The organism is Streptomyces flavotricini (assembly GCF_020639365.1).
In the GTDB taxonomy this organism is placed as follows: Bacteria; Actinomycetota; Actinomycetes; order Streptomycetales; family Streptomycetaceae; genus Streptomyces; species Streptomyces flavotricini.
In genome coordinates this window covers 1-20,046 of the sequence record NZ_JAINUL010000017.1, presented here as the reverse complement: position 1 = coordinate 20,046, position 20,046 = coordinate 1, and the positions used below count along the sequence as shown (strand labels likewise).

Here is a 20,046-nt window from a genome sequence, read left to right as displayed (position 1 = left end):
GACCAACGCCCCACTCCTGCCTTGAGTTGTGGCTCGGGTCGTCCCCCCGTGAACCGGCTGGAAAAGACCCGGGGGAGACAGGACATCCTTCTTTTCAGATGTCGCTTGAATTCAGACTGAGTTCGCTTGGAACGACCGGGCAATGTGGTCGGTAACGACCTTCCTCACGTCTTCGGCGTGTTCGTTCAGGAAGAAGTGGCCCCCGGTGAAGACGGTGAGGCTGAACGGTCCGGCGGTGTGTTCGCGCCAGGCCGCCGCCTGTTCCGTGTCCACGTGCGGGTCCTCGGTCCCGGTCAGCACGGCGATCGGCGTGCGCAGCGGCGGGCCCGGACGCCACCGGTAGCTCTCGGCGGCCTTGTAGTCGCTGCGGATGGTGGGAAGGATCATCCGGACGAGCTCGGGGTCGTCCAGGACGGCAGCGTCGGTGCCCTGCAGGCGCAGGATCCCGGCGACGAGTTCCTCCGCGGTCTCGGCGGTCCCGGCCCGGCCCGGCCCGCCGCGCGCCCGGGACGGGGCGCGCATGCCGGAGACGACGAGCCCGGCCGGCGGCCGGCCAAGCTCCTCCAGGCGGCGGGCGGTCTCGAAGGCGACCATGGCCCCCATGCTGTGCCCGAACAGGGTCACGGGCCGGTCCGACCAGGCCAGGACCTCCTCGGCGGCGTGCGCGGCGAGCGTCTCGATGTCCTCGATGCAGGGCTCGCTGCGGCGGTCCTGGCGCCCGGGGTACTGCACGGCGAGTACGTCCACCTGCGGGGCGAGCGCCTGGGCCATCGGGAACCAGAACGTGGCGGCGCCGCCCGCGTGCGGAAAGCAGACGAGGCGGTGGGGTGCGTCCGGCGAGGGCTGGAACCGCCGGATCCATGCGCTGGTGCCCTGCAGCGTTTCCGTCATGACTCCTCGACTTCCCTTCCTGGCGACCGGGCGATATCCCGAGACCGGGCGGTATCCCGAGGCCTCACCCCATCGAAACGGCGCGCGGGCACCGGCCGCCATTGCCGCCGCCCCCTGTGACCACCCTTCACCACCCCTAATTTCGCCCGGACCCCGCCATTCCCACCTGGGGCGCGGCGGCTTAGGGGTTTTCAGCGGAGGTGAAGGACAGCAGCCTGCATGGGGTGAACTCCGGTTGGGGGTCCTCCCGTACGGGGGCACCTCCCAGCGGTAGCCGGGGGGAGAGTCCGGTGGAGGAATGCGCGGGCGTTTTCCGTCGAACGGTGACGCACCCGTGCCCGCGTCCTCCCACCGCCACGCGCCGAGCCCGAGCCCGACCACGACCCACGCGATCGATCCAGGCCGTGACCGCACACCAGGTGCGGGGCGGATGAGAGAGGGACCCATGACGGAACTCACCACTGCGCGGTCGGAGACGACGGTCCGCGCGTTTCCGCTGCCGCGCACCGGCTGTCCGATGCAGCCGGCTCCGGACTACGCCGTGCTGCGCGAGACGGAGCCCGTCTCCCGCGTGAAGCTGACGTTCAACGGCCGGGAGGCCTGGCTGCTGACCCGCTACGAGGACATGCAGCAGATGCTGCGCGACCCCCGTTTCGAGTCGGACATCGCCGACCCCGGCTACCCGCTCCAGTTCGGCTTCCCCCTGGAACTGCTGGAGCAGGGCATCGTCCAGCGGACCCTCTTCCACATGGACCCGCCGGTCCACACGCAGCACCGCATGATGCTGATGCCGGAGATGACCGCCAAGAAGGTCGAGGCCATGCGGCCCCGCACCCAGGAGATCGTCGACGAGCTCATCGACGCGATGCTCGCCCAGGGCGGCCCGGTGGACATCATCTCCGCGCTGACGATGCCGCTGCCGTCCGTCGCGATGACCGAGCTGCTCGACGTACCGCGCGACCAGACGGACCTCTTCTACCGCTGGATCACCTCGCTGGTGACCCAGGGCACCCCGGAGGAGCACGCCGCCGCCAACACCGAGGTCGAGATCCTGCTGCACCGGCTGATCGCCGAGCGCACGGAGAAGCCCGCCGACGACCTGATCAGCAGTCTGATCCTGCGCAACCAGGAGCGCGGCGGCGACCTCGGCCCCACCGACATCAGCGCCCTCGTCCGCACCATGATCGCGGGCGGCCACGAGAGCACCATGAACGGCATGACCATGGCCGTCCTGGTGCTGCTCAGCCACCCCGAGCAGGCGGCGATCCTGCGCGAGAAGCCGGAGCTCGCCGGCCAGGCGGTCGACGAGCTGATGCGCTTCTCCAGCGTCGCCGACCACGGCACCGTCCGGGTCGCGAAGGAGGACGCGGAGATCGGCGGGCAGCTGATCCGCAAGGGCGAGGGCGTCATCTGCTCGCTCACCGCGGCCAACCACGACCCGAGGGTGTTCGCCGACCCGAACACCCTCGACTTCCACCGCAAGGAAGCCGCGCAGAACATCGCGTTCGGCTACGGCCACCACCGCTGCGCGGGCCAGGTCCTGGTCCGGATGCAGATGGAGGTCGTCTTCACGACGCTGCTGCGCCGCATCCCGGGCCTGCGTCTGGCCAAGCCGGTGGAGGAACTCCCCTTCAAGGAGAAGGCCCTCATCGACGGCCTGCACGAGCTGCCGGTCACCTGGTAACGGAGAGGACGAAGATGCTGCAGGTCATTATCGACAAGGACGTCTGCGTCGCCTGTGGGGCGTGTGTGCTCTCGGGCCCGGACGTCTTCGACCAGAACGAGGACGGCCAGGCCGTCCTCGTCGTCGACGAGCCCGGCGAGTCGCTGCGCGACCAGATCCTCGAGTCCATCGAGGCCTGCCCGGTGCAGGCCCTGAGCCTCGTCGAGCACGCGGTGGCCACGGCCGAGTGACCCCGCCCGTCCGCCCGGAGACCATCCCCCGTCTCCGGGCGGACGACGACTTGTTGACGCTCCGTCACATCGGAGTCCTTAGGTCCTTACAAACGCCTTTACGTCCTTTCGTCCTCGCGGACAACGAGTGTGTGGAGTTGCTAGATGACTGAGCCCGGAAACTTTGTCTCCGGCACCCACGGTGTGCCGACCGGTCACACCGCGGCGGACGCGGCGACGGAGTCCGCGCTCGTGCGGGACCTGGAGGCGCTTCCGACGACCGAACAGACCCACGTCCTGCTCGACCTCGTACGCGATCACGCGCTCGCCGTGCTGCGGGCGAAGTACGCCGACGCCCCGGACGCGCCCGCCGGGGCCGGTCTGCCCGTGTCGGTCGACCCCGACCGCTCCTTCAAGGACCTGGGCCTGGACTCCGTCGCGCTGCTGGAGCTCCAGGTGCGGCTGAACGCGGCCACCGGCCTGGCGCTGCCGCCGACCGTCGCCTTCGACCACCCCTCGCCGGCCGAACTCGCCGCGCACCTGCGCACCGAGGTCCTGGGCCTGGCCGACCGCCCCGAGGCGCCGGTGCGCGCCGTGGCCGTCTCCGACGAGCCCATCGCCATCGTCGGCATCGGCTGCCGCTACCCCGGCGGGGTCGCCTCGCCGGAGGACCTGTGGCGGCTGGTCAGCAACGGCGAGCACGTACGGGACGAGTTCCCCGCCGACCGCGGCTGGGACCTGGAGGCGCTGTTCTCCGACGACCCGTCGACGCCCGGCACCACGTACGTGCGCCACGGCGGCTTCCTGCCCGACGCGGCCGGGTTCGACGCGGACTTCTTCGGGATCAGCCCGCGCGAGGCCCTCGCGATGGACCCGCAGCAGCGGCTGGTGCTGGAGACCGTGTGGGAGGCCGTCGAGCGGGCCGGCATCGACCCGGCGGCCCTGCGCGGCACCGAGGCCGGCGTGTTCATCGCCGCCGAGCCGCAGGAGTACGCGATGCGGCTGCACGAGGCCCCGGACGGCCTCGACGGCTACCTGCTGAGCGGCAACGCGCCCAGCGTCATCTCCGGCCGCGTCTCGTACGTCCTCGGCCTCGCGGGCCCGGCCCTCACCGTCGACACCGCCTGCTCCGGCTCGCTCGTCGGCATGCACCTGGCGGTCCAGTCGCTGCAGCGCGGCGAGTGCACGCTCGCGCTGGCCGGCGGTGTGGCCGTCATGGGCAGCCCCGGTACCTTCACCGCCTTCAGCCGCCAGCGCGGCCTCGCGCCCGACGGCACCGTCAAGGCCTTCGCGGCCGCCGCCGACGGGACCGCCTTCGCCGAGGGCGTGGGCGTGTTCGTCCTGGAGCGGCTGTCCGACGCGCGGCGGAACGGCCACCCGGTCGTCGGTGTCATCCGCGGCTCCGCCCTCAACCAGGACGGCGCCTCCAACGGCCTGACCGCGCCCAGCGGCCGGGCCCAGCAGCAGGTCATCCGCCAGGCCCTCGCCAACGCCGGGCTGACCGGCGAGCAGGTCGACGCGGTCGAGGCGCACGGCACCGGCACCACCCTCGGCGACCCCATCGAGGCGCAGGCCCTGATCGCCACCTACGGCAAGGGCCGCCCCGCGGACCGCCCGGTGTGGCTCGGCTCCGCCAAGTCGAACATCGGGCACACCCAGGCGGCGGCCGGCTCGGCCGGCGTCATCAAGATGCTGATGGCGATGCGGCACGACGAGCTGCCGCGCACCCTGCACGTGGACGAGCCCACCCCCAACGTCGACTGGTCGGCGGGCGAGGTCCGCCTGCTGACCGAGTCCCGCGCCTGGCCCAAGGGCGAGGAGCCCCGCCGCGCGGGCGTCTCCTCGTTCGGCGTCAGCGGCACCAACGCTCACGTGATCATCGAGGAGCCGCCGGCCGCCGAGGCCGCCGCCGCCCCCGAGCCGGCGCCGCAGGCCGGCCCCGTGCTGCTGCCGGTCTCCGCCGCGAGCGAGCCCGCGCTGCGCGCCCAGGCGGCCCGCCTGCTGGCCCGCGCCGAGCACGAGGACGCCCCGGCCGCGGCCGACCTCGGCTACTCCCTCGCCACGACCCGCGCCCGCCTCGCCCACCGCGCCGTGGTGGCCGCCGAGGACGCGGAGGCCGTACGGGCGGGGCTGCGCGCCCTGGCCGAGGGCCAGGAGTCCCCGTACGTCTTCCCGGGCACCGCCGACGGCGGCCGCCTCGCCTTCCTCTTCACCGGCCAGGGCAGCCAGCGCGCCGCCATGGGCCGCGGACTGTACGACACCCAGCCGGTGTTCGCCGCCGCCCTCGACGAGGCCATCGGCCACCTCGACCTCCAGCTGGACCGGCCGCTGCACGAGATCCTGTTCGCCGCCGAGGACAGTGCCGACAGCGCCCTGCTGAACGAGACGGTGTACGCGCAGGCGACCCTGTTCGCCGTCGAGGTCGCCCTGTTCCGGCTGCTGGAGTCCTGGGGCGTGCGCCCCGACTACGTGGCCGGCCACTCGATCGGCGAGCTCGCCGCCGCGCACGTCGCGGGCGTCCTCTCGCTGGACGACGCGGCGACCCTGGTGGCCGCACGCGGCCGCCTGATGCAGGAACTGCCCGAGGGCGGCGCCATGGTGGCCGTGACGGCCTCCGAGGAGACCGTCGCCCCGCTGATCGCGGCCCTCGCCGACCGGGTGGCGATCGCCGCCGTCAACGGTCCGGCGTCCGTGGTCATATCGGGAGAGGCCGGGGCCGTCGCCGAGATCGCCGCCCGCCTGGAGGCCGACGGGCACCGCACCAAGCGGCTGCGGGTGAGCCACGCCTTCCACTCGCCGCTCATGGAGCCGATGCTGGCCGAGTTCCGCCGCATCGCCGAGATCCTCGACTACTCCGCCCCGCGCATCCCGCTGGTGTCGACGCTGACCGGGCGCGCCGCGACCGCCGCCGAGCTGTGCTCGCCGGAGTACTGGGTCCGGCACGTCCGCGAGGCCGTCCGCTTCGCCGACGGGGTGCGGGCGCTCGCCGAGCTCGGCGCCACCACGTACCTGGAGATCGGCCCCGATCCGGTCCTGTCGGGCCTGGGCCGCGACTGCCTCGACGGTCTCGGACTCCCCGGCGGCGCGCCGGTGTTCGTCTCGGCGCTGCGCCGCGGCCACGAGGACCCGCGGCAGCTGTCGGCCGCGCTGGCCACCGTCCACGCCCGCGGTGCGCGGGTGGACTGGCAGGCCTACTACGAGGGCAGCGGCGCGCGCCGCGTCGAGCTGCCGACGTACGCCTTCCAGCGCGAGCGCTTCTGGCTGGCCGCTCCCGTCTCGCGCGGTGACGCCGCCGGGCTCGGGCAGGTGGCCGCCGACCACCCGCTGCTGGGCGCGGTGGTCTCCCTCGCCGACACCGGCGCCTCGGTGCTGACCGGGCGGGTGTCGCCGCGCTCGCACGCCTGGCTGGCCGACCACGTCATCGCAGGGAGCACCCTGCTCCCGGGCAGCGCCTTCGTCGAACTGGCGCTGCGCGCGGGCGAGGAGACGGGCTGCGAGCGGCTCGACGAGCTGATCATGGAGGCTCCGCTGCTGCTGCCCGCGACGGGCGCGGTGGCCCTCCAGATCGTGGTCGACGCCGCCGCGGGGGACGGCCGCCGCCCGATCGCCTTCTACTCCCGCGACGAGGACGCCCCGGCCGACGCGCCGTGGACCCGCAACGCCTCGGGCGTACTGACCGCCGCCGCGGCCGCCCCGGCCGCCGAGCCCTTCGACGCCTCCGTGTGGCCGCCGCGCGGCGCCCGCGCCGTCGACACCACGCGCCTGTACGAGGACATGGCCGCCCAGGGGTACGGCTACGGCCCCGCGTTCCACGGCCTGAAGGCCGTCTGGCGGGGCGCCGAGGGCGTGGCCTACGCCGAGGTCGCGCTGCCGGCCTCCGTCTCGGAGCAGGCCTCCGCGTTCGGGCTGCACCCGGCGCTGCTCGACGCCGTCCTGCAGGCCACCGACTTCGCCTCCCCCGAGCCCGTCGCCGACGGCCCGCGGCTGCCGTTCGCCTGGTCGGGGGTCTCCCTGTCCGCGGCCGGGGCCTCCGCGCTCCGGGTGCGGATCACCGCGACCAGCGCCGATTCCGTGGCGCTCGACCTGGCGGGGGCCGACGGCCTGCCCGTCGCCTCCGTCGAGTCCTTCACGGTCCGCCCGGTCACCGCCGAGCAGCTGCGTCCCCAGGCCCACGACGCGCTCTTCCACCTGCGCTGGACCTCCCGCCCGCTGCCCGCGCCGCTGTCCGCGGACGCCCCGGCCGCCGTCGCCCACCACGCCCTGCGGGGCACCGGGGGCGAGGTCCCCGCGCAGGTCCGCGCCGTCGCCGAGGACGTCCTGACCGCGCTGCAGCAGTGGCCGGCCGACGAGGACCCGGCCGCGGGCCGCCTCGTCGTCCTCACCCGCGGGGCGGTCGCCGTCACCCCGGGCGAGGACATCGACCTGGCCCAGGCGCCCGTGTGGGGCCTGGTGCGCTCCGCGCAGGCCGAGAACCCGGGCCGCTTCGTCCTGCTCGACTCCGACGGCTCGCTGGAGCCGGACGAGCTGCTGCGGATCGCCGCGGCCCTCGACGAGCCCGAAGCGGCCGTCCGGGGCGGCGAGCTGTACGTCTCCCGGCTGGCCACGCTGCCCGCCACCGAGCCGCAGCCCGCGCCGTGGGGCCCGCAGGGCACCGTGCTGATCACCGGCGGCACCGGCGGGGTCGGCGCCGCCGTCGCCCGCCACCTGGTCACCGAGCACGGCGTACGCCACCTGCTGCTGACCGGCCGCCGTGGCGGGGACGCCCCGGGCGTGCGCGAGACCGCCGAGGAGCTGACCGGACTCGGCGCCCGGGTGACCGTCGCCGCCTGCGACGCGTCGGACCGGGAGGCCGTGGCCGCGCTGCTCGCCGCGATCCCCGCCGACCGGCCGCTGACCGCCGTGGTGCACGCGGCCGGTGTGATCGACGACGGCCTGATCGGCTCGCTCGACGCCGGACGGCTGGACACCGTGCTGCGGCCGAAGGCCGACGGCGCCTGGAACCTGCACGAACTGACGCGGGACCTGGACCTGTCCGCCTTCGTCCTCTTCTCGTCCACCGCGACCCTGCTCGACGGGGCCGGCCAGGGCAACTACGCGGCCGCGAACGGCTTCCTGGACGCGCTGGCCGCCACCCGCCGCGCCGCCGGACTCCCCGCGACCTCCCTCGCCTGGGGTCTGTGGACCGGCGTCGGCGGCATGGGCGGGCAGCTCGACGAAGCCGCACTGCGCCGCATCGAGCGCCTCGGCCTCCAGGTGCTCTCCCCCGCCGAGAACCTGGCGCTGCTCGACGGCGCGCTGACCGCCACCGGCGGCGAAGGGGCCGTCGTACCCGTCCGGTTCAACCTGCGCACCCTCCAGGCGCGGGCGGCCGAGGTCCCGTCCGTCTTGCGCGGACTGGTCCGCCCCGCCCGCCGCAGCGCGGGCACCGGCGCCGTCCCCGTCGAGCAGTCCCTGGCCCGCCGGCTCTCGGTCCTGTCCCGCGCCGAGCGCGGCGAAGCCCTGCTGGACCTCGTCCGTACGCAGGTCGCGGCCGTCCTCGGCCACGACAGCGGCGACCGGATCAACCCGGCGCGCGCGTTCAACGAGATGGGCTTCGACTCGCTCGCCGCCGTCGAACTGCGCAACCGGCTCAGCTCGGCCATCAGCCTGCCGCTCGCGGCCACGCTGATCTTCGACTACCCGTCGCCGAGCGCGCTCGCCGACCACCTGGCGGACAAGCTGGGCGACCCGGGCAAGGAGGCCCGGCGTACGGCGCCCGTCGCCGCGCTCACCGCGGCCGACGAGGACCCGATCGTGGTCGTCGGCATGGCCTGCCGCTACCCGGGCGGCGTCTCCACGCCGGACGACCTGTGGAAGCTCGTCCAGGACGGGGTCGACGCGGTCGGCGCCTTCCCGACCGACCGCGGCTGGGACTCCGACATCCACGACCCGGAGCCGGGCAAGCCCGGCAAGAGCCTCAGCGACAAGGGCGGATTCCTCTACGACGCCGCCGATTTCGACGCCGAGTTCTTCGGGATCAGCCCGCGCGAGGCGCAGGCCATGGACCCGCAGCAGCGACTGCTCCTCGAAGTCTCCTGGGAGACCTTCGAGCGGGCCGGCATCGACCCGCACGCCCTGCGCGGCAGCGACACCGGCGTGTTCGCCGGCGTGATGTACCACGACTGGGGCCTGCGCCTGGGCCCGCTGCCCGAGCAGCTCGCCGGCTACCACGGCAACGGCAGCCTGGCGAGCGTGGTCTCCGGCCGCGTCGCGTACGCGCTCGGCCTCGAAGGCCCCGCGGTCACCGTCGACACGGCCTGCTCCTCCTCCCTGGTCGCCATGCACTGGGCGGCGCAGGCGCTGCGGCGCGGCGACTGCGGGCTGGCCCTCGCGGGCGGCGTGACCGTCATGTCCACCCCGGACACCTTCATCGACATGAGCCGGCAGGGCGGCCTGGCCGCCGACGGCCGGTGCAAGTCCTTCGGCAGCGGCGCCGACGGCACCGGCTGGGGCGAGGGCGTCGGCCTGGTGCTCCTGGAGCGCCGGTCCGACGCCGAGCGCAACGGCCACCGGATCCTCGGTGTCCTGCGCGGCTCCGCCGTCAACTCGGACGGCGCCTCCAACGGCCTGACCGCCCCCAACGGCCCCTCGCAGCAGCGCGTCATCCGCCGCGCCCTCCAGGACGGCGGCCTGACCGCCGCCGACGTCGACGTCGTCGAGGGCCACGGCACCGGCACCACGCTGGGCGACCCCATCGAGGCGCAGGCCCTGCTGGACACGTACGGCCAGGAGCGTCCGCAGGACGGCCGGCCGCTGCTGCTCGGCTCGATCAAGTCCAACATCGGGCACACGCAGGCCGCCGCCGGTGTCGCGGGCGTCATCAAGATGCTCCAGGCGATGGAGCACGGCGTCCTGCCGCGGACCCTGTTCGCCGACGAGCCCTCCCCCCAGGTCGCCTGGGACGCGGGCGCGGTGGAGCTGCTGACCGACGCGGTCGAGTGGCCGGCGGGCGAGCGACCGCGCCGCGCGGGCATCTCCTCCTTCGGCATCAGCGGTACGAACGCCCACCTCATCCTCGAAGAGCCGCCGGTGGCGGCTCCGGCCGAGGATGCCGAGGAGGCCCCGGAAGCCCCCGAGGCCTCCGGCGGGCCGATCCCGTGGGTGGTGTCGGGCCGGACGGCGCAGGCCGTGCGGGCGCAGGCGGAGCGACTGGCCGAGCACCTGGAGACCCTGGCCGACGCGGACCTCGCGGTCACCGGGCGGGCCCTGGCCACCCGGCGCGCCCACCTGGCCGAGCGGGCCGTCGTCATCGGCGCGGACCGCGAAGAGCTCCTCGCGGGACTGGCCGCCCTCACCGTGGGCGAGACGGCCGCGGGTGTCGTGCGGGGCCGGGTCCAGGAGGGCAAGTCGGCCTTCCTGTTCACGGGTCAGGGTGCGCAGCGGCTGGGGATGGGGCGTGAGCTGCACGGCGCGTTCCCGGTGTTCGCACAGGCCCTGGATGCCGTGGTCAGTGCGCTGGACGTGCACTTGGACACCCCTCTGTACGAGGTGATGTGGGGTGAGTCCGCCGAGGACGAGGCGCTGCTGAACAGCACCGCCTACACCCAGCCCGCGCTCTTCGCGATCGAGACCGCGCTCTTCCGGCTGGTCGAGTCCTGGGGTGTGCGGCCGGACTTCCTGGCCGGGCACTCCATCGGCGAGATCACCGCGGCCCACGTGGCCGGGGTCCTCTCGCTGGAGGACGCCGCGCGTCTGGTCACCGCACGCGGCCGCCTCATGCAGGCACTGCCCGCGGGCGGAACGATGGCCGCGATCGAAGCCACCGAGGAGGAACTCCTCCCGTACGTCTGCGACGTGGTCGGCATCGCGGCGATCAACAGCCCGCGCTCCATCGTGGTGTCCGGTGCCGAGGAGGCCGTCGAGGCGATCCAGGCCGAGTTCACCCAGCTGGGCCGCAAGACGACCCGGCTCCGCGTCTCGCACGCCTTCCACTCCCCCCTGATGGACCCGGCCCTGGCCGAATTCCGCGCCGTCGCCGAGTCCGTGACCTACGCGCCCGCCCGGATCCCGGTCGTCGCCGGGGTCCACGGCGCAATCAGCGAGGACTGGGGCACCCCCGACTACTGGACCCGCCACCTGCGCGAGGCCGTCCGCTTCTCCGACACCGTCCAGCACCTCCACACCAAGGGCGTCACCCGCTTCGTCGAACTCGGCCCCGACGCCATCCTCACCGCCCTCACCCGTACGACCCTCGACTCCGACGACGCCCTCCTCGTCGAGCCGGTCCTGCGCAAGAACCGCCCCGAGGCCCACTCGCTCCTCGCCGCCCTCGCGCAGCTCCACACCACCGGTGCGCCCGTCGACTGGGCGGCCTTCCACCAGGGCACCGAGGACCGTTGGTCCGAGCTCCCGACGTACGCCTTCCAGCACCAGCGGTACTGGCTGGAGGGGGCGGCCGCCGGCGGCGGCGCCGGGCTCGGCTCCGCCGGCCTCGAACCGGTCGGGCACCCGCTGCTCAGCGCCGCCCTCCCGGCGGCCGACTCCGGCGAGGTCGTCCTGACCGGGCGGCTCTCCGTCGACACCCAGCCCTGGCTGGCCGACCACGACGTCCTCGGCTCGATCCTGCTGCCGGGCACCGGCTTCGTCGAGCTGGCCGTCCGTGCCGGCGACCAGGTCGGCTGCGACCGGATCGAGGAACTGCTCCTCGAAGCCCCGCTGATCGTGCCCGCCCGCGGGGGCGTCGCCCTCCAGGTGCGGGTCGGCGCCCCGGACGGCTCGGGCGCCCGGTCGATCTCCATCCACTCCCGCGGCTCCGCCCCGGACGCCCCATGGACCCGCCACGCCCACGGCACGGTGGCCGCGGACGCTCCGGCGCCCGCGTTCGACCTGTCCCAGTGGCCGCCGGCCGGTGCGACCCCGCTCGACGTCACCGGCGCGTACGAGCGGCTGCTCGAGCGCGGGTACGCGTACGGCCCGGTGTTCCAGGGCCTGAAGGCCGCCTGGGTCCAGGGCGACGACGTGTTCGCCGAGGTGGCCCTGCCCGAGACGGCGCACGGCGACGCGGCCCTCTTCGGGCTCCACCCGGCGCTCCTCGACGCCGCGATGCACGCGGACCTGCTCGGCGGCAACGGCGCCGCCGAGGGGGCGACGCTGCTGCCGTTCTCCTGGAACGGGGTCACCCTGCACGCGGCCGGTACCTCCGTACTGCGGGTGCACATCCGCCGGGTCCGCGGCGACGAAGTGTCGGCGATCATGGTCGCCGACGAGACGGGTGCGCCCGTCGCGACCGTGGAGTCGCTGGTCTCGCGCCCGGTCTCCGAGGCCCAGCTGGCCGCCGCCTCCGGTGGCGCCGGCGCCGCCCTGCACCGCGTCGAGTGGCTGCGCACCGCCTCGGCCGGGGCCGCAGCGGCCGAGGCCGCCGTGTACTTCGCCCCCGTCCCGGCCGGCGAGGACGCCGCGGCCCGGGTGCGGACGGTGGTGCCCGAGGTCCTCGCTCAGGTCCAGGGCCGGCTGGCCGACCCGGAGTCCGGGTCCGCCCCCCTCGCCGTGGTCACCCGCGGCGGTGTCGCCGTCCTGGCCGGCGAGGACGCCGATCCGGCGCAGGCCGCCGTCTGGGGTCTGGTCCGGGCCGCCGAGGCCGAGAACCCCAGCCGGTTCGTCCTGGTCGACGTGGCCGCCGGAACCCGCGACCCGGGCGCCGACGTGGCCGCCGCGCTGGCCACCGGCGAGTCCGAGACGGCCGTGCGCTCCGGCGAGGTGCGCATCCCGCGCCTGACCCGGATCGCCGCCCCCGCCCCCGTCTCCCCGTGGGGTACGACCGGCACCGTGCTGATCACCGGCGGTACCAGCGGCCTCGGCGCGCTGGTGGCCCGGCACCTGGTCACCGAGCACGGCGTACGGCACCTGCTGCTCACCAGCCGCCGCGGTCTCGACGCGCCGAACGCCCCGGCGATCGTCGCCGAGCTCGCCGGGCTGGGCGCCCACGCCTCGGTGGCGGCCTGTGACGTGACGGACCGGGAGTCGCTCGCCGGCGCCCTGTCCGAGATCGACGCGGCCCACCCGCTGAGCGGGGTGGTGCACGCCGCCGCCGTCGCGGGCGGCGGGCTCGTCGGCTCGCTGACCGCCGAGGGCGTCGAGTCCGTACTGCGGCCGAAGTCCGACGGCGCGTGGAACCTGCACGAGCTGACGCGGGACCTGGACCTGTCCGCCTTCGTCCTCTTCTCCTCCGCGGGCGGCTCCGTCCTGGCCGCCGGCCAGGCGGACTACGCGGCGGCCAACTCCTTCCTGGACGGCCTCGCCGCGCACCGCCGGGCCGCGGGCCTGCCGGCCACGGCTCCCGCGTTCGGCATGTGGGGGATCAGCACCGGTCTCGGCGGCGACCTCACCGACGCCGACCTGGAGCGCATGAAGCGGCTGGGCCTGCCGGCGCTGACCGTCGAGGAGGGCCTCGCCCTCTTCGACGCGGCCGTCGCCGGGTTCGACGCCGTGGTCCTGCCGCTCAAGACCGACGCGGCGGCGCTCGCCGCCCGCGGCGAGGACCTGCCCGCGCTGCTGCGCGGCACGGTGCGCGGCCCGGTCCGCCGGACCGTGCGGGCGCAGGCGTCCGAGACCTCCGAGCTGGAGCGCCGCATCGCCGGGGCCTCCGCCCAGGAGCGCGACCGGATCGTCCTCGAACTGGTCCGTACGCAGGTGGCGGCGGTGCTCGGCCACCCGTCGCCGGACGCGATCGGCCCGGAGACCGCCTTCCGCGAGCAGGGCTTCGACTCGCTCGCCGCCGTCGAGCTGCGCAATCTGCTCCAGGCGGCGACCGGTCTGCGGCTGCCGGCCACGCTGGTCTTCGACTACCCCAACTCCCGGGCGGTCGCGGGCTTCGTGGTGGACAAGCTGTCGGCCACCACCACCAAGGCGGCCCCGGCCGCCGCCGCGCCGCGCACCACGGCCCCCTCCGACTCGGACCCGATCGCGATCGTCTCGATCAGCTGCCGCTTCCCCGGCGGGGTGCGGTCCGCCGAGGACCTGTGGAACCTGGTCGCGGAAGGCCGGGACGCCGTCGGGGCGTTCCCGACCGACCGCGGCTGGGACGCCGACGCCATCTACGACCCCGAGCCCGGCACGCCCGGCAAGACGTACGCGAAGGACGGCGGCTTCCTCTACGACGCCGCCGAGTTCGACGCGGAGTTCTTCGGGATCATGCCGCGCGAGGCCCTCGCCATGGACCCGCAGCAGCGCCTGCTGCTGGAGGCCGCGTGGGAGACCTTCGAGCGGGCCGGCATCGACCCGCAGACCCTGCGCGGCAGCCGGACCGGCGTGTACGCGGGCATCATGTACCACGAGTACGGCAGCCGCCTCACCGACGTCCCCGAGGACCTCGCGGGCTACCTCGGCAACGGCAGCGCGGGCTCCATCGCCTCGGGCCGCGTCGCGTACACCCTCGGACTGGAGGGCCCGGCCGTCACCGTCGACACCGCCTGCTCCTCCTCCCTGGTCAGCCTGCACATGGCCTGCCAGGCACTGCGCTCCGGTGAGATCACGATGGCGCTGGCCGGCGGTGTGACCGTCATGCCGACGCCGGACCTGTTCGTCGATTTCAGCCAACAGCGCGGACTCGCCGCCGACGGCCGCTCCAAGGCCTTCGCCGGGGCCGCCGACGGCACCGGCTGGGCCGAGGGCATCGGCCTGCTCCTCGTCGAGCGCCTCTCCGACGCGGAGCGGCTCGGCCACCCGGTGCTCGCCGTGATCCGCGGCAGCGCCATCAACCAGGACGGCGCCTCCAACGGCCTCACCGCCCCCAACGGGCCGTCCCAGCAGCGGGTCATCCAGCAGGCGCTGGCCGCCGCCGGCCTCACCACGGCCGATGTGGACGCCGTCGAGGGCCACGGCACGGGCACCCGCCTCGGCGACCCGATCGAGGCCCAGGCGCTGCTCGCCACGTACGGCCAGGGCCGCGACGAGGACAAGCCGCTGTGGCTCGGCTCGATCAAGTCGAACATCGGTCACGCGCAGGCGGCGGCCGGCGTCAGCGGCGTGATCAAGATGGTGGAGGCGCTGCGCCACGGCGTGCTGCCGAAGACGCTGCACGTGGACGAGCCCTCGCCGCAGGTCGACTGGACCGAGGGCAACGTCAGACTGCTGACCGAGGCCGTCGACTGGCCGGCGGGCGGGCGCCCGCGCCGTGCGGGTGTCTCCTCCTTCGGCCTGAGCGGTACGAACGCCCACGTCATCCTCGAAGAGGCCCCGCAGGGCACGCCGGAGCCCGCGCCGCAGGCGCTCGCGCCCGCGGCCGCCGGGCCGGTCGCCCTCACGGTGTCGGCGAAGAGCGCGAAGGCCCTGCCCCGGCAGGCCGCGGCGCTGCTCGCCCACCTGGAGGCCCACCCGGAGCAGTCCCTGGCGGATGTCGGCCACTCCCTGACGGCCTCCCGCGCGGCGCTGGACCACCGTGCGGTGGTCCTCGCAGAGGACCGCGGGGCCGCGCTGCGGGAGCTGGCGAAGCTGGCCGGGGGGACGCAGTCCTCGGACGTCGTCACCGGCAGCCGCGTGGACGGTGCGACCGCGTTCCTGTTCACCGGCCAGGGCGCGCAGCGCCTGGGCATGGGGCGTGAACTGCACGCCGCGTTCCCGGTGTTCGCCGAGGCCCTCGACGAGGTCGCGGCGGCGGTGGACCCGTACCTGCAGACCCCGCTGTACGAGGTGATGTGGGGTGAGTCCGCCGAGGACGAGGCGCTGCTGAACAGCACCGCCTACACCCAGCCGGCCCTCTTCGCCATCGAGACGGCCCTGTTCCGGCTCGTCACCTCGTGGGGCGTGCGGCCGGACTTCCTGGCCGGGCACTCCATCGGCGAGATCACCGCCGCCCACGCGGCCGGGGTCCTCTCCCTGGAGGACGCCGCCCGCCTGGTCACCGCACGCGGCCGCCTCATGCAGGCACTGCCCGCGGGCGGGGCCATGGCCGCCATCGAAGCCACGGAGCCCGAGCTCCTTCCGTACCTCACCGACACCGTCGGCATCGCGGCGATCAACAGCCCGCGCTCGATCGTGGTCTCGGGCGAGGAGGAGGCGGTCGAGGCGATCCGGGCCGCCTTCACCGAGCAGGGCCGCAAGACGACCCGGCTCCGTGTCTCGCACGCCTTCCACTCCCCGCTGATGGAGCCGGCGCTCGCCGAGTTCCACCTCGTCGCCGAGTCCGTGACCCGGAACGAGCCGGGCATCCCGGTCGTCGCGGGGGTGCACGGCGCGATCAGCGAGGACTGGGGGACCGCGGAGTACTGGACCCGCCACCTGCGCGAGGCGGTCCGCTTCTCCGACACCGTCCAGCACCTGCACGCCAAGGGCGTCCAGACCTTCCTGGAGCTCGGCCCCGACGCGATCCTGACCGCCCTCACCCAGAACACCCTCGACGGCACGGGCGCCGTCGTCGAGCCGGCCGTGCGCAAGAACCGGCCGGAGGCGCGCACCCTCCTGACCGCCCTCGCCCGCCTCCACGCCACCGGCACGGCCGTCGACTGGACCGCCTTCCACGCCGGTTCCGGCGCGCGGCTGGTCGAGCTGCCGACGTACGCCTTCGAGCGCCGTCCGTACTGGCTCGACGCCCCGGCGCCGGCCCCGGCCGGTGATGTCACCAGCCTGGGCCAGCAGCCGGCCGAGCACCCGCTGCTGAGCGCGGTGGTGGTCTCCCCGGAGGCCGGCGGCGTGGTCCTGACCGGCCGCCTGTCGGTGAAGACCCACGCCTGGCTGGCCGACCACGACGTCCTCGGGACCGTGCTCCTGCCCGGCACCGGATACGTCGAACTCGCCATCCGCGCCGGTGAGGAGGTCGGCTGCGACGTCATCGACGAGCTGACCATCGAGGCGCTGATGCCGATGCGCGAGGACGGCGGCGGCCTGGCCGTCCAGGTCACCGTCGACGCGGCCGACGCCACCGGCCGCCGCTCGCTCGCGGTGTACTCGCGTCCCGACGACGGCCCGGCGGACACGCCGTGGACGCGGCACGCGAGCGGCGTCCTGGCACCCGGGGCCCAGCACCCGCCGGCCCCCGAGTCCTTCGGGGTCGGGACCGGGGTCTGGCCGCCCGAGGGCGCCGACGAGGTCGACATCTCCGGGGTGTACGACTACCTCACCGGACAGGGCTACGGATACGGGCCCATGTTCCGCTGCCTGCGCGGGATCTGGACGCGCGGCAAGGAGACCTTCGTCGAGGTGTCGCTGCCCGAGGACAACCTGGCGGTGGGACACGAGTACCGCATCCACCCGTCGATCCTCGACGGCTCACTGAGCGCGACGGACTTCATGGACGGGCGCAGCCCGCAGGACGTCGGAGGCACCCAGCTTCCGTTCGCCTGGGCGGGAGTGACCCTGCACGCCGCGGGTGCCTCGCAGCTGCGGGGCCGGATCACGGCCGTGGAGTCGCACAAGTCGCAGGGTTCGGACGCCGTCCGGATCGAGCTGTCCGACCTGCGCGGCACCCCGGTCGCGACCATCGACTCCCTGGTGGTCCGCCCGGTCACCGCCGCCCGGGTCAACGCCGCCGCGGCGGCCGGCCGCGACGAGCGCTCGTCGATGTTCCACCTGGTGTGGAACCAGCTGCCGCTGGGCGCCAGCCACACGGCGACCGCCGACCGCTGGGCGCTGCTCGGCGGCGGCGCGGACCACACCTTCGGCGAAGGCCTGACCGCCTACCCCGATCTCGCGGCGCTCGCGGCGGACCTGGACTCCGGCGCGGAGCCGCCCCAGGTGGTCCTGCTGCCCGTACCGGCCGGCGAGGGCGAGGTCCCGGACGCGGTCCGGTCCGTGACCGGCTCCGTCCTCGAGGTCCTGCGGGGCTGGCTCGACGAGCCCCGCCTCGGCCGCTCCCGCCTCGCCGTGGTCACCCGCGGCGCGGTGCGGACGAAGGACACCGACACCGTCGACCTGGCGCAGGCGCCCGTATGGGGTCTGCTGCGCTCGGCGGAGGAGGAGAACCCGGGACGCTTCCTGCTGGTGGACACCGACGGCTCGGCCGCCGCCCACCAGGTGCTGCCCGCCATCGCCCTGACCGGGGAACCGGAAGCGGCCGTACGCGGCAGCGAGGTCAAGGTCCCGCGCCTGGCCCGGGTCGCCTCCAGCCAGGTCGCCTCCGACCTGCCCTGGTCGGCGCAGGGCACCGTACTGATCACCGGCGGTACGAGCGGCCTCGGCGCCATCACCGCCCGCCACCTGGTGGCGGAGCACGGCGTGCGCCACCTGCTGCTCACCAGCCGCCGCGGCCCGGACGCACCGGGCGCCGAGGAGCTGAGGGCCGAGCTCGTCGGGCTCGGGGCCGAGGTCTCGGTCGTCGCCTGCGACGTGTCGGACCGCGGCGCGGTGGACGCGCTGCTGGCCGGCGTCCGCGCCGAGCAGCCGCTGACCGCGGTCGTGCACGCGGCGGCGCTGATGGACAACGCGCTGACCGCGCAGCTGACGGCGGAGCAGGTCGACGCCGTCCTGCGGCCGAAGGCGGACGCCGCCTGGCACCTGCACGAGGCGACGCTCGGCCTGGACCTGTCGGCCTTCGTCCTCTTCTCCTCCTGCGCCGGACTCGTCGTCGGCGCGGGCCAGGGCAATTACGCGGCGGCCAACCGCTTCCTGGACGGGCTCTCCGCCCACCGCCGCTCGCTCGGACTGCCCGCCACCTCGCTGGCGTTCGGCCTGTGGGAGACGAAGACCGGACTGGGCGGCGGGGTCACCGACTCCGACCTCGGCCGGATGAAGTCGCTGGGCCTGCCGGCCCTGCCGACCGCGGAAGGGCTGCAGCTCTTCGACGAGGCGATGACCCTCGACGAGGTGATGATCGCCCCGATCCGCGTGGACAACGCGGGGCGCGGCGCGAACCCCGGCCCGGCCCCGGTGCTCCTGCGGGACGTGCTGAAGGCCGAACCGGCGCCGCGCCAGCGCCAGGACGTACGCGCCCCGGCCGTGGCGGCCTCGGCCGCGGCGCCGGCGGCCGGTTCGGGGTCCCTGGAGGAGCGGCTGGCCCGGATGCGGCCCGCCGACCGGGAGCCCGCGGTCCTGGAGCTGATCCGGGCCCAGGTGGCGGGCGTCAGTCACAGCGACCCCGACACCATCGACGTCAACAAGGGCTTCACGGACCTGGGGCTCGACTCGCTGGCCGCGATCGACCTGCGCAACCGGCTCCAGACCGCGACCGGGATGCGCCTGCCGGCGACCATGATGTTCGACTACCCGAGCCCCGTCGTGATGGCCGAGTTCCTCCTGGAGGAGATCCTCCCGGCCATCGAGGACGCCGCGGAGCCGGAGCCCGAGCCCGCGGCCGCCGCGCAGGACGACCACTCCATCCGCGAGGCGCTCTCCTCGATCCCCGTCGCCGCTCTGCGCGAGGCGGGTCTCCTGGACGCGCTGCTCAGGCTCGCCGGTCCGGTGGAGCAGCAGGGGGCGACGGCCGCGGCGGCCGCGTCCGGTGCGCCTGCCGCCCCGCAGACCGCCGACCGGAGCGAAGAGATCAAGAGCATGAACATCGACGACCTGGTGCGTGCCGCGCTTGCGTCCGCCGAACCGAATTCGAACGAGGGCTGAGGTCATCGTGGAAGCATCAGTGGAACAACTCGTCACCGCTCTCAGACAGTCCATGCTGGACAACGAGCGGCTGAAGCGGGAGAACAGCGAGCTGGCCCAGGAGGCCGACCGGGCCTGCGAGCCGATCGCGATCGTGGGCATGGCCTGCCGGTACCCCGGCGGGGTCAACTCCCCCGACGACCTGTGGCGGCTCGTCGCCGAAGGCCGTGACGGCGTCTCCGCGTTCCCCGAGGACCGCGGCTGGAACACCGACGCCCTGTACGACCCCGAGCCGGGCAAACTCGGCAGGACCATCACCCGCGAGGGCGGCTTCCTCTACGACGCCGGCGACTTCGACGCGGCGCTGTTCGGGATCTCCCCGCGCGAGGCCCTGACCCTCGACCCCCAGCAGCGGCTGCTGCTGGAGGCCTCCTGGGAGGCCATCGAGAACGCGGGCATCGCCCCGCACACGCTCCGCAAGAGCAAGACGGGCGTGTTCGGCGGCGTGATGTACCACGACTACGGTCCCGGTACGAGCGACGGCAGCCTGGTCACGGGCCGCGTCGCGTTCAGCCTGGGTCTGGAGGGCCCGGCCCTGACGATCGACACGGCCTGCTCTTCCTCGCTGGTCGCCATGCACCTGGCGGCCCAGTCGCTGCGCTCGGGCGAGTCGACGCTCGCCCTGGCCGGCGGGGTCACCGTGATGACCGAGCCGGACATGTTCCTCTACTTCAGCCACCAGCGCGGCATGGCCGCCGA

General features: G+C 74.6%; 5 protein-coding genes. 4 read left to right on the top strand and 1 reads right to left on the bottom strand.

Annotation, left to right across the window (positions count from 1 at the left end):
• Positions 1–111: 111 nt before the first annotated feature.
• The gene (locus K7B10_RS40160; RefSeq protein ID WP_229345934.1) at positions 112–891 is read right to left on the bottom strand and encodes a thioesterase II family protein; all 780 of its coding nucleotides are present in this window, start codon (positions 889–891) and stop codon (positions 112–114) included.
• 445 nt (positions 892–1,336) lie between these two features.
• Between K7B10_RS40160 and K7B10_RS40155 the strand changes: the two genes are divergently transcribed.
• From K7B10_RS40155 to K7B10_RS40135, 4 genes are all read left to right on the top strand, one after another.
• Positions 1,337–2,575: a cytochrome P450 gene (locus K7B10_RS40155; protein WP_229345931.1), complete on the top strand. Its 1,239-nt coding sequence runs from the start codon at positions 1,337–1,339 to the stop codon at positions 2,573–2,575.
• A 14-nt stretch (positions 2,576–2,589) separates the two neighbouring features.
• Entirely contained in the window at positions 2,590–2,805 is a 216-nt protein-coding gene (locus K7B10_RS40150) for a ferredoxin (RefSeq protein WP_229345929.1), read from the top strand.
• Positions 2,806–2,949: 144 nt separating this feature from the next.
• A complete protein-coding gene (locus K7B10_RS40145) occupies positions 2,950–19,308 on the top strand; it encodes a type I polyketide synthase (protein ID WP_267502808.1) in 16,359 nt (5,452 codons plus the stop codon).
• 7 nt (positions 19,309–19,315) lie between these two features.
• Positions 19,316–20,046: beta-ketoacyl synthase N-terminal-like domain-containing protein (locus tag K7B10_RS40135; protein WP_372481594.1), on the top strand; the 731-nt coding region annotated here is incomplete at its 3' end.